The following is an 11,947-nucleotide window of genomic DNA, read 5'->3' as shown; positions in this document are numbered from 1 at the left end:
TGTTCGAGAGAATTGGCTGCTGGCGCAGCCAAAAGAATACTATTGCCTATTGACCGGAGAAGGGCTCATATGTGTTATGCCTTGGTTTCATGCACCGATGGTGGCGGTGGCGGCGGTATCATTCGTTGCTGACTTGTAAAGTGCACTTCTTTCAGATGCTGACACAAACCATCAAAGTCTGGGAACAAAGTCATGTCATTTATTCCCATAGAATTAAGCTCTCGCATTACCATCGTTCGCTCACTAGCTGGCATGTCATAACGCCATAAATACGTCTGATTGCTTTCAGTGCCTTTGCTCATGATGAAACCCTCAATATCGACGACATTCGTTGAAGTAGTAACACCCATCTGCCTAACCATCCGCTGATTACCTGTTGCGTATGGGACGAAGTTACTTACAAAATGCTCTGCACCTAAAAAGTTAGTTTGTGAGCCAAATGCTTTATTCCAACCGTCAATATCGAAGATATACACTGTGACTTTATCTGTTGGTTCTGGCTCTAATGGAGCATTTTTAAATGCAAAATATGCTGCGACATATCCGGAAAGAGTCCAATCTAATAATGGAGTCGGGAATCCGTGATGCTGCAACTTCCCTAACAAAGCGCCATATTCGATGTTATTTTCAAGATTGATCGGAGATTCAAAAGCAGCCAGTTGGTAGTTGACGTCATTAATTATCGAACCAAAATAGTCGGAAAGAGAAATACTCTTGAACTTAGCACTGCGATGGAATGTAGTTTCAAGCCTCCACTTACTATCGCTTTGTCCTCGATAATAGTGCTTTCGATTGTTACGAGTTGCCTCGGCAATCCATTGTTTATAAGAAGCCCAATTCTGTTGCATATAATCTCCGAATGTACCGAATTAAAGAGGCATAACAGTGTATTAGATGACAAAATGTCGGAATCAAATACGACACTTTGTCTTTTAACAACAATGGCACTGATTCTATCACTGACTAACGGGTTGTTTTAAAAGAAAATTATCGAAAATTGAAAAACTGTGACGAACAAAAAGGACTAGGAGTCCCTTTTGTTGCATAGAGGTAAGAAGGTTTAATTCTGTTTGTAAAAGCAGTGCTTAACAAAGCGACAAAAAGCCCGCTTTTTCTCGCTTACACAGTTTCTAATCCGCAAACTTCGGCTTGATGCTTTCATCAATCACCATTCGCTTTCGGTCTACTGCAACCGTTTTCAACGGCTCGACTTGCTGCATAGTCGCAAGGCTGCGTTCGGTGAGTTCAATGTAACCATCGGTACCTAAACTCTTCCAAGAGACTTCTTTTTCACTAAGTTCACGAATGACTTTGAAAAGCTGCCGCATTGACAAATGCACTCCGTTTGTAGCCTTGTTATGGCACTTCTCTCTCTCGCTCAAAACCACAAACTTCTTTATATTGCTCTGGAGATAACTTACTTATTTCACCAGTATTTTCCAATGATTCTATTCTCTTACATGGCGACAACAATAATTCAAGAGGAGTAATTGAGCCATACTCTACCTTGGAAGAGATAAAAGAACTTATGACTTCATCACTTCCGTGCTTTGCATAGCCAACTAAAGGTTTTCCTTTGTAGGACCCCGAAATGCCAATCGCAATTTTATCAGCAGCGTATGTACTTTCATCGATGATATGTCTTAGTGTTGGTTCAATTCCATAGAAACTGGCGGCGTCTGGATTGAATTTCACCAGCAATTGAATCGCTAACTCTCGTAAGAAATCATCAGGCATTGAAACATCGGGATTTAGTTCTTCGACGTTTGCGTTGAAATTCAGCACGTGTAATTTGCTATTCGCGTTATACACCGCGTTTACATAGCATAATTCCAATCCACTAGCCTTACAGCCCAGTCGCTCGCGTAATTCCGCCTGCTCTACTTCAACTGTGCTAGCATAAGATGGGTTCGATGTAATAATCACTAGCAAAAGAGCCCAGAAGAACTTGAACATAAACCTTCCCTAGCATTATGCCTATAACCTCGCCAAAACGGGTGCTTACAAAACCGCAAAAAAACGCTTTAATCCTTTGTATTTACGACACATTAAAAGTCTTTTGTCAGTACACAGCCGGAGTCACTTTTCTTTGTTAAACTTAAATTCGCCAGTTATGGTTACCGGCTGAAACCAGATTGTATATAAACACACTGGATTATCTTTGAACTGGATTACTCCTGGTTTAAAGGATCCTGTTTGATCATACAGCCGAATTCGATATAAAAGGATCCCAACATCTTTTCCTTCATGCTCTTCGTATATGTATTGCTTTCTCTCAGTCTCTAGGCGAGTAAAACCCTCGAAGCCTTCTCTAGGAACGTGTTTAAAAATTACGTCCAGATCATTGTCAGTCATTTTGTTCGCTATGTCTTTGCAGTATATAGCTTTTAGAGATTCAGGCTTGTACTGAAAAAGTGCATCGGTAACTTCTTGAAGTCTCATTTCATTGCTTGATAAAGACTGCCGCATATAAGAAAACACTTCAGTGTTTGCATATGCTAGATCTGTATTAAGAGCAAAAATCAGTAGTAGAAACTTCTTCATGGTTATACCCTTGATTCTAACTTTTCGCATAAGCGGCGAGCGTTTATGCGAGTTTGGATCTAATGGCACGATGTTTCATGTATTTGTTATGCTCATGCTGAATGGTAACCAAACCTAGTAATGACAAACACCCGATATATCTATATGGCATAAAAATTATTGCTAAACTCACAACATCTTCTTCGTTTTAGCGCATAACAGCGTATTGGACACCAAAGTGGTGTATCTAAACGTCCCAGAACAGGAGTACCTCGGTATTATGGTCAACACCATTCAATACTGTGCGCGAAAGCAGTGTCAATTTTGATAATTACCCGCTTATTACCCATTCAGGATAGTGAAAACGACTCGTTTCCAGTCATAGAAAATCTAATCAGCAAACTTCGGCTTGATGCTTTCATCAATCACCATGCGCTTTCGGTCTGCTTCAACCGTTTTTAACGGCTCAACTTGCTGCATGGTCGCAAGGCAACGTTCGGTGAGTTCGATATAGCCATCCGTGCCTAGACTCTTCCAGGTCACTTCTTCCTCTCGAAGTTCACGAATGACTTTGGCGGGGCTGCCAAGGGCGAGCATTTTTGAGGGGATATGTTGTTGGGAGGCCACAAGGGAGTGAGCGGCGACGATACTATGGGCACCAACCACCGCACCGTCCATCACCACGGTATTCATGCCAATTAGTGCGCCTTCTTCAATAATACAGCCGTGTAATATGGCGCTGTGTCCGATATGACCACGCTCATGAACCACCACATCGATGCCCGGGAAAGCGTGAATCACGCAGTTATCCTGCACATTGGCATTGGCTTTGATGTGTATCCGGCCAAAATCGCCGCGCAAGCTGGCAAATGGCGCAATATAACTGCCCCGCTCTACAATGACATCACCGATTAAAACCGCTTCCGGGTGAACATATGCACCCTCTTCAACCACAGGCGAAATACCGTCCAATGCATAACAGGGCATGACTACTCCTTAGTCTGTTTAGTGTCAGTTCAGTGTGATGCCTCCGAAGCGTTCACAGAACTGTTTATCGGCTTTTGGAAGAGGCCCATCCGCCGCGCGGGCAACAGCATCGACGTGTTGCTCGGCCGGATACGCCACCAGGTTGTAGATATTGTGTGTCAATGTTCGTGCCGCCTTACCTGGCCAGTTTCCCGGCAATAACTCTTCGGGTAATGGCGGGTATTTCAACAGCGCACGACGATAGATATGAATCAGCAGTGTGCGTACCTGAAAGGCTTGTGCAGGCTCCAGTTGCTCACCGTTTTCCAGCAACGACAGAACTGGCCTGAACTGGCTGAGTAGGGTATGAAACCTGCCTTCCACTTCTTCCAGTTGCCACAGCTTTGCCACCAGCGATTTCAAGTTGGCTTCGTTACCCTCCGAAAGGTCACAAGAGGAGGCTTCGAACACCAGTGCTTTATCGTTCAGCTCATGTTTGCTCAACAGCTGTCGTGTCGCATCTTTGTCTGCGCGCGGATACAGCATGACGGAGGTCGAAAGAATGGCATAACCTGCCGACTCCAGTTGCTTTCTTGCCTCCATCAACTCACTGCCACTCAGTGAGGGCAAGGCGATCATCTGCCACTGGCGGTTCCACTCAGCATCATGTGCACTGTATATCCGCTCTTCCGCTGCCGTGAATCGGTCCATCGCTTCTTCCGTGACGTGATAGAAGCTGTAACGACCACTGCGTTCAGCCGTCAGCCAGCCATCTTTAACCAAACGAAACACCGACGTTCTGACAAACCGGTCAGACACATTGAACACACTTAACAGCTCAATCAGGCTGGAAAGACTGATTGAGCCACCGCGACGGGCAAGGATGTCACCAAAGACCGTCATGATGAGCGAGGTGCCGCTGACCGAGTCAGCGGCGAGAATGTCAGAAAGCAGCTTCCCTAATTTTTGGTTCATACGTTTTTATCCATAAACATAGCGCTTTGTTATTTTGTACCTTCAGGGCACTTAGCTTCATGTTACACAATCACAACAAAACAGCAAAAATATGAATCTGTTAATTAGGGTCTGTCGCGTTCTTGCATCGATTCTCTGTTACCGCTTCTATCGCTTATCGATCACTCGCTTGGCTTTGCCCTCTGAACGCGGCAATACACCGGCCGGCACTACTTCCACTTTGGATGAAATGCCAATAAAGGTTTTCACTTTGCCTGCCAGCTCATTCGCCAAACCATTTAACTGAGAACCATGAACTTCAGGTTGCTGTTCCACCCTTATTGTCACGCAGTCCATATTGCCCTGCTTAAACAGCTCAATCAGGTAATGGGGCGCCAGGCCACGGGTATTACAAATTTGTTCTTCTATCTGGGTGGGGAAAACATTCACACCTCTAATAATCAGCATGTCGTCGCTGCGACCGGTGATTTTCCCCATTCGGCGCATGGTGCGCGATGTGCCGGGCAGAAGGCGGGTCAAATCACGGGTACGATAGCGGATAATAGGCATCGCTTCTTTTGTGAGACTGGTAAATACCAACTCCCCTTCCTCGCCATCTGGCAATACTTCCCCCGTTAGTGGGTCGATAATTTCCGGATAGAAATGGTCTTCCCAAATGGTTGGGCCATCTTTGGATTCCACGCATTCCTGAGCGACACCTGGGCCAATCACTTCAGACAAGCCATAAATGTCTACCGCATCCATCGACAAGCGACGTTGCATCTCTTCACGCATGGCTTCTGTCCAGGGCTCTGCACCAAAAATACCTACCCGTAGGGCAAGTTTTTCTGGATCCATACCCTGCCTCGCCATTTCATCGGCGATGTTAAGCATGTAGGAAGGCGTCACCATAATGATGTCTGGGTCAAAATCCCGAATCAGCTGAACTTGCTTCTGGGTCTGTCCGCCACTCATTGGAATCACAGTACAACCTAACCTTTCCGCGCCATAGTGGGCACCGAGGCCGCCGGTGAAAAGTCCATAGCCGTATGAAATATGCACTTTGTCTTTAGGCCTGCCACCCGCTGCGTAAATAGAACGGGCAACCACATCCGCCCACATATCTATGTCGTTTTGTGTGTATCCCACCACCGTCGGTTTGCCCGTCGTACCACTCGAAGCGTGAACGCGAACCACCTGCTCCATTGGCGTACAGAACATGCCGAATGGGTAGTTATCGCGAAGGTCAGCTTTTGTGGTCATAGGGAACTTACTGAGGTCAGACAGTGTTTTCAAATCGTCTGGATGGACACCATGGGCCTTGAATTTCTCGCGATAAACCGGCGAGTTTTCATAGACGTGGTTCAACGTGTTTTTAAGACGTGATAGCTGAAGTCCGCGTAACTCATCAATGCTGGCATTTTCAATCGCGTGCATCCCTACCTTACTGCTCATCTTGCTCTCTCCTTTCAAGGCTTTACTTCCAGCTCCATCGCTTTTCAAGGTTCGCCTCTTAAAGCGTAGTCGCCAATTCGATTATTTATTCATGTTACACATTATTGATCATTTACATTTATTGTGTATCATAAAATTTAACCATTCATAAACATTTTTATTAAACCTCGACAACAATTGACCGCTTTCGCAGGGATTGATTTGGGTCGAACGCAAATGCGACCACGTAGAAGGACACGTGACATGAAGGCAAAAAGTTTTGTTTACGGCGCATGGCATGAAGGAGCTGCAGAAGGGGTTTCTGTTGCCAATGCCATCACGGGAGAACCGATTTGTTCTGTCAGCTCTGACGGCATTGATTTTGCGAAAGTAGTGCGATTTGGCCGTGAAGTAGGCGGCCCTGCGCTGCGCGCGATGACCATTCATGAACGCGCAGAAATGCTAAAGGCTTTGGGTTTGAAGTTACTGGATAACAAGAAGCGCTTTTACGATATCTCTCAATGGACGGGCGCAACCAAAGCCGATAGCTGGGTTGATATTGAAGGTGGTCTTGGCACCATGCTGAGCTACTCAAGTATTGCCCGTCGTGAACTGGGCAATGAGCCTTTCATCGTTGAGGACAAAGCCCAACCACTTTCTGCAGATGGTTCATTTGTTGGGCGGCACATTCTCACACCAAAACCCGGCGTTTCAGTTCACATCAATGCCTTTAACTTCCCTTGCTGGGGCATGCTGGAAAAAATTGCTCCTAGCTTGATCGCAGGCGTGCCCGTGATTGTTAAACCCGCCACACAATCGGCTTACCTGACGCAAGCGATGGTCGAGGATATGGTCGAAAGCGGTCTCCTTCCTGACGGCTCTCTGCAGCTTATTTGCGGAAGCGTGGGCGATCTGTTGGATCAATTGAGCGAACAGGACAGCGTCACTTTTACTGGCTCAGCTTCTACCGGCCAGGTGCTTAAAGTGCACCCGAATATCGTTGCCCACAGCATTCCATTCAACATGGAAGCAGACTCGCTGAACTGCAGCATTCTTGGTGAAACGGTGAGTGAAGACGATCCAGAGTTCGATCTTTTCATCAAAGAAGTCGCAAGGGAAATGACGGTCAAAGCGGGCCAAAAATGTACGGCCATCCGTCGTGCTCTGGTGCCACGCGCCAAAGTCAACGCAGTGAGTGAAGCGCTTAAAGCGCGCCTTGCCCGCGTGTCGATGGGCGACCCTTCTATTGAAGGCGTCAAAATGGGTCCTCTGATTGGTAAAGGCCAGCGGGATGATGTGACGGCTCAGGTCAGCAAGCTTTGCGAGCAAAGCGATGTGCTGTTGGGCGGGAACGACGCGGCAATGGAACTTGTCGGCGACCACTGTTCTCAAGACGCTTTTTATCCGCCGACCGTGCTGCTCTCCAAAGCACCAACCGAAGAGGGCTATGTCCACAGCGTTGAAGCGTTTGGTCCGGTTTGTACGCTATTGCCTTATGACGACATTTCCCAAGCGGTTGCCATTGCTTCACTGGGTAAAGGCAGTCTGGTGGGTTCAGTCGTGACTAACAATGCATCAGAAGCATCAGAGCTTGTGCTGAAAGCAGCCGCCTACCATGGCCGTATGCTGATCCTGAACCGTGACAACGCCAAATCCTCAACCGGACATGGTTCGCCGCTCGCGCCGCTTGTTCATGGTGGCCCTGGGCGCGCTGGTGGCGGTGAAGAATTGGGTGGCGTCCGTGCCATCAAACACTATATGCAGCGCACAGCTTTACAGGGGTCACCCACCATGCTGACCGCGATTACCCGCGAGTACACCGCAGGCGCTGAGAAAACCCGAACGCCAGTACACCCTTTCCGTAAGTACTTTGATGAACTGCAAATTGGTGAAAGTCTGACCACGCACAGACGCACGGTCACTGAAGCTGACATCGTGAATTTTGGCTGTCTCTCGGGCGATCATTTCTATGCCCACTTCGATGAGATTGCCGCGAAAGATTCACTGTTTGGTCAGCGCGTGGCTCACGGTTACTTCGTGCTTTCAGCAGCCGCAGGCTTGTTCGTCGATCCCGCGCCAGGCCCGGTACTTGCCAACTACGGCTTAGAGAATCTGCGCTTTATTGCTCCGGTCGCGATTGGCGACACCATTCAGGCGGACATTACCGTGAAGCAGAAGATCAAGAAAACCCGCCGCCCGGATGAGGAACGCGCAACGGGTGTGGTGGTGTGGGATGTGCTGGTACGCAACCAGAATGACGAGACCGTCGCGGTGTACGACATCATGACTCTGGTCGAGCGTCAGGAGGGCTAAGCATGAAGAAGCCAATAAACTTCATCACCATACTTTTCACCGTCCACAATGGTGTCGCGACCTTGGTGCTGAACCGACCGGATTCGCTCAATAGCTTCAATGCACAAATGCATGAAGAAGTGAAAGCTGCCATCAGAGAAGTGCGTGAAAACAGTGAGATCCGCTGTTTGCTCATCACGGGTAATGGCCGGGGCTTTTGTGCCGGACAAGATCTGAATGATCGCGCCGTGAATGACGCCAGTGCCCGCGTTGATTTGGGCGAATCTGTCGAGCGCAATTACAACCCATTGATTCGCGCCATCAGCACGCTCAATGTTCCCGTGATCTGCGCCGTTAACGGCGTAGCCGCTGGCGCTGGTGCCAATATCGCCATGGCTTGTGACATTGTCTTTGCTGCCCGCTCTGCAAGCTTTATTCAGTCTTTCGCCAAAATCGGACTGATCCCGGATTCCGGCGGCACCTGGAACCTTACCCGCGCACTTGGCCTGCCAAGAGCAAAAGCCTTGGCGTTGCTGGGTGAAAAGCTTCCGGCAGAGCAAGCCGAGGCTTGGGGAATGATTTGGCGCTGTGTTGACGATGAAGCCTTGATGGAAGAAGCCAATGCAGTAGCAGAAAAACTAGCCAGCCAGCCGACCCTTGCTCTCGCCAATATCAAACGCCTGTTGAATGCATCGTTTGCCAACACGCTCGACCACCAGCTTGAGCTGGAGAAAGAGACTATGCGTAACCTCGGCTATTCAAAGGATTACGCAGAAGGCGTGGCTTCATTTCTTGAAAAGCGTGCACCGAAGTTTAAGGGGAAATGAGCATGGATGCGGACCAAATAGCGCAAGCCTGCGCGCAGCAAATGTTCAGTCATGACAGTGTCTCCCGCAATATGGGCATGGAAATTGTGCACATGGCCTGTCGGCAGAGTGAAGTCACCATGCGTGTCACCCAAGAGATGTTGAACGGTCACCAAACCTGTCATGGCGGCCAGATTTTTAGCTTGGCGGATTCAGCATTTGCTTTTGCCTGCAATTCAGAAAACGAATCTGCCGTGGCCTCAGCCTGCTCTATCGATTTTCTACGCCCCGCCAAAGAAAACGATGTGCTGACTGCAAGGGCGCATGTCATGCATCAAGGCAGAAGAGCTGGCATCTACATCGTCAATATTACTAACCAGAACCAGGAGCTTGTCGCCATTTTCAAGGGCAACTCAGCACGCCTGAACCAAGCCGTACTCCCACCAGATCAAAGGAGTGATTCATGAAGCATGCTTATATCTGCGATGGCATTCGCACCGCATTTGGCCGCTACGGCGGCACGCTCTCCGCAGTGAGAGCCGATGACCTGGGCGCAGTACCTATTCGCGCCCTGATGGAGCGTAACCCGCAAATTGATTGGTCCCAGATCGAAGAAGTCTTCTATGGCTGTGCCAATCAGGCCGGTGAAGATAACCGCAATGTGGGCCGCATGAGTGCCCTTCTGGCAGGCATGCCAGATTCTGTCCCCGCCACCACCATCAACCGCCTTTGCGGTTCAGGTATGGACGCCGTCGGCACAGCAGCCCGCGCCATTGACTGTGGAGAGATTGAACTGGCGATTGCCGGCGGCGTGGAATCCATGTCCCGAGCTCCCTTTGTGATGGGCAAAGCGCAGACCGCTTTTTCCCGTCAGGCGGAAATCTTCGATACCACCATTGGCTGGCGTTTTATCAACGACAAAATGAAGAAGCAATACGGCGTCGATTCTATGCCTGAAACAGCAGAAAACGTCGCGGAAGATTTTAAGGTTAACCGCCAAGATCAAGATGCCTTTGCCCTTCGAAGCCAACAACGTGCCGCCAAAGCACAGGAAACGGGTGTATTCGACGCTGAAATCACACCCGTCATGATCCCACGCCGTAAGCAAGAACCGCTTTGTTTCGAGAAAGACGAACACCTTCGCGCTACCACTGCTGAAGCACTGGCGGGATTGCCCACGCCTTTTCGTGAATTTGGCAGCGTCACCGCTGGCAACGCATCAGGTGTGAACGATGGTGCGGTAGCACTGTTGCTCGCATCAGAAAGTGCCATTGAGAAACATGGCCTCAAACCCAGAGCCCGCATTCTTGCTATGGCAACCGCTGGCGTACCACCTCGCATCATGGGTTTTGGCCCCTCTCCAGCAGCCAAGAAAGTGCTGAAACTGGCGGGTCTGACCCTCGATGACATGGACACCATCGAGCTCAACGAAGCGTTTGCCGCACAGGCGTTAGCAGTAACCCGCGACCTTGGCCTGCCGGATGATTCACAAAAAGTGAATCCCAATGGCGGTGCTATCGCGTTGGGTCACCCTTTGGGTGCCAGTGGTGCGCGCCTTGTACTTACCGCCCTGAACCAACTTGAACGCACGCAAGGTAGATATGCCCTTTGCACCATGTGTATTGGTGTCGGTCAGGGCATCGCCCTCGTGATTGAACGTGTTTGACTTTCTGCACCTGAAAACGGAGCAATAACAATGAAAAAACTAAGACAGGAAGCCCAGGAAAAAGCACTGCTGGAAGCCTTTCAGCAGAAGATTGATCGTGAAGAAAAGATCGAACCAAAAGATTGGATGCCAGAGGCCTATCGACAGAACCTGATCCGTCAAATCTCGCAACACGCGCATTCAGAGGTGATTGGTGAACAGCCAGAAGGCAACTGGATCACCCGCGCGCCATCGCTGCGCCGCAAAGCCGTGCTGCTCGCCAAAGTACAGGATGAAGCAGGCCATGGCTTGTATCTCTACAGCTCTGCCGAAACGCTCGGAATCAGCCGCGCAGAAATGATCGAAGCACTGCAAACTGGAAAAGCGAAATACGCCTCTATCTTCAATTATCCCACCCAGACCTGGGGCGACATTGGCGCTATTGGCTGGCTGGTTGATGGCGCGGCTATCTGTAATCAGGTTTCCTTACAGCGCACCTCATACGGCCCTTACTCACGCGCCATGATCCGCATCTGTAAGGAAGAAAGTTTCCACCAGCGTCAGGGCTATCAAATCATGCTGGCACTCGCCAATGGAAGCGAAGAGCAGCGCCAGATGGCGCAAGATTCACTAAATCGTTTTTACTGGCCATCACTGATGATGTTCGGCCCGCATGATGCAGAGTCTGCGCACTCAGCACGTTCAATGCAATGGAAAATAAAACGCGAAACCAATGACAGTCTTCGTCAGAAGTTCATTGACCAGACCGTGCAGCAAATTGAGTTTCTTGGGTTGGAACACCCAGACAAAGCCATTAAATGGAACGAAGAACGCGGCCATTACGACAGCGGCGAAATCGATTGGGAAGAATTCTACAACGTGATTAATGGCAACGGACACTGTAATCGCCAGCGTATTCAGCACCATGTGAACGCTCACGAAGAAGGCGCCTGGGTGCGTGACGCGCAGAATGCGCACGCAGAGAAAGTCAAACAACGTCAACAACATGCTGTGGCTTAAGGAGAAGCGCTATGACTCTGGAAAATCTCGAACTGTTTGAAGTCTTTGTTCGCGGTAAGCGCGGCCTTGACCATAAGCACGTTGGTAGTCTTCACGCGGAAGATGCCGCCCACGCTCTGCAATATGCACGAGACTGTTACACGCGCCGAAGTGAAGGTGTGAGCATATGGGTGGTTCGCTCGGCCGATATTTCTGCTTCACAGGAAGATGATAACGAAGCTTTCTTCGACCCGTCAGACGACAAACCATACCGCCACGCCACCTATTACCCACTTCCGAAAGAAGTCGGCAACATGTAAGGAGGCAT

13 protein-coding genes are annotated in these 11,947 nt (G+C 49.2%); 6 read left to right on the top strand and 7 right to left on the bottom strand.

Annotation, left to right across the window (positions count from 1 at the left end):
• Positions 1–74: 74 nt before the first annotated feature.
• The 7 genes from QL223_RS18825 to paaK all read right to left on the bottom strand — a co-directional run bounded on the left by QL223_RS18825 (position 75) and on the right by paaK (position 5,898).
• Positions 75–848: an FRG domain-containing protein gene (locus tag QL223_RS18825; RefSeq protein WP_134837505.1), complete on the bottom strand. Its 774-nt coding sequence runs from the start codon at positions 846–848 to the stop codon at positions 75–77.
• 282 nt (positions 849–1,130) lie between these two features.
• Entirely contained in the window at positions 1,131–1,328 is a 198-nt protein-coding gene (locus QL223_RS18820; RefSeq protein ID WP_281545609.1) for a hypothetical protein, read from the bottom strand.
• A 28-nt stretch (positions 1,329–1,356) separates the two neighbouring features.
• The gene (locus QL223_RS18815) at positions 1,357–1,956 is read right to left on the bottom strand and encodes a hypothetical protein (RefSeq protein ID WP_281545608.1); all 600 of its coding nucleotides are present in this window, start codon (positions 1,954–1,956) and stop codon (positions 1,357–1,359) included.
• Positions 1,957–2,079: 123 nt separating this feature from the next.
• Positions 2,080–2,544: a hypothetical protein gene (locus tag QL223_RS18810; RefSeq protein WP_281545607.1), complete on the bottom strand. Its 465-nt coding sequence runs from the start codon at positions 2,542–2,544 to the stop codon at positions 2,080–2,082.
• A gap of 369 nt (positions 2,545–2,913) precedes the next feature.
• Positions 2,914–3,510, bottom strand: coding sequence for a phenylacetic acid degradation protein PaaY (locus QL223_RS18805; RefSeq protein ID WP_062663750.1), 597 nt, complete (start codon positions 3,508–3,510; stop codon positions 2,914–2,916).
• A gap of 24 nt (positions 3,511–3,534) precedes the next feature.
• Complete coding sequence (paaX, locus tag QL223_RS18800; RefSeq protein ID WP_002538730.1) at positions 3,535–4,464, bottom strand: phenylacetic acid degradation operon negative regulatory protein PaaX; 930 nt, start codon at positions 4,462–4,464, stop codon at positions 3,535–3,537.
• Between the two features lie 147 nt (positions 4,465–4,611).
• On the bottom strand, positions 4,612–5,898 hold the full coding sequence (paaK, locus tag QL223_RS18795; protein WP_281545606.1) for a phenylacetate--CoA ligase PaaK: 1,287 nt from the start codon (positions 5,896–5,898) through the stop codon (positions 4,612–4,614).
• A gap of 243 nt (positions 5,899–6,141) precedes the next feature.
• Here paaK and paaZ point away from each other — a divergent pair, with 243 nt between their 5' ends.
• The 6 genes from paaZ to paaB are packed head-to-tail and all read left to right on the top strand — an operon-like array spanning position 6,142 to position 11,939.
• Entirely contained in the window at positions 6,142–8,190 is a 2,049-nt protein-coding gene (gene paaZ, locus QL223_RS18790; protein ID WP_281545605.1) for a phenylacetic acid degradation bifunctional protein PaaZ, read from the top strand.
• Positions 8,191–8,192: 2 nt separating this feature from the next.
• Positions 8,193–8,996 (top strand): 2-(1,2-epoxy-1,2-dihydrophenyl)acetyl-CoA isomerase PaaG, encoded by an 804-nt coding sequence (gene paaG / locus QL223_RS18785; protein ID WP_281545604.1) that lies wholly within the window; start codon positions 8,193–8,195, stop codon positions 8,994–8,996.
• A 2-nt stretch (positions 8,997–8,998) separates the two neighbouring features.
• Positions 8,999–9,442 (top strand): hydroxyphenylacetyl-CoA thioesterase PaaI, encoded by a 444-nt coding sequence (paaI, locus tag QL223_RS18780; RefSeq protein WP_281545603.1) that lies wholly within the window; start codon positions 8,999–9,001, stop codon positions 9,440–9,442.
• On the top strand, positions 9,439–10,641 hold the full coding sequence (pcaF, locus tag QL223_RS18775) for a 3-oxoadipyl-CoA thiolase (RefSeq protein ID WP_281545602.1): 1,203 nt from the start codon (positions 9,439–9,441) through the stop codon (positions 10,639–10,641). Before paaI ends, pcaF begins: the two co-directional genes overlap by 4 nt.
• 30 nt (positions 10,642–10,671) lie before the next feature.
• Entirely contained in the window at positions 10,672–11,640 is a 969-nt protein-coding gene (paaA, locus tag QL223_RS18770) for a 1,2-phenylacetyl-CoA epoxidase subunit PaaA (protein WP_002538724.1), read from the top strand.
• An 11-nt stretch (positions 11,641–11,651) separates the two neighbouring features.
• Positions 11,652–11,939, top strand: coding sequence for a 1,2-phenylacetyl-CoA epoxidase subunit PaaB (paaB, locus tag QL223_RS18765; protein WP_002538723.1), 288 nt, complete (start codon positions 11,652–11,654; stop codon positions 11,937–11,939).
• Positions 11,940–11,947: the final 8 nt, after the last annotated feature.

Origin of the sequence: Grimontia sp. SpTr1, assembly GCF_947387585.1 — a bacterium.
Classification (GTDB): Bacteria; Pseudomonadota; Gammaproteobacteria; order Enterobacterales; family Vibrionaceae; genus Enterovibrio; species Enterovibrio indicus.
Note: the sequence above shows the minus strand (reverse complement) of the source record. Positions and strands in the feature narration are given on the sequence as shown.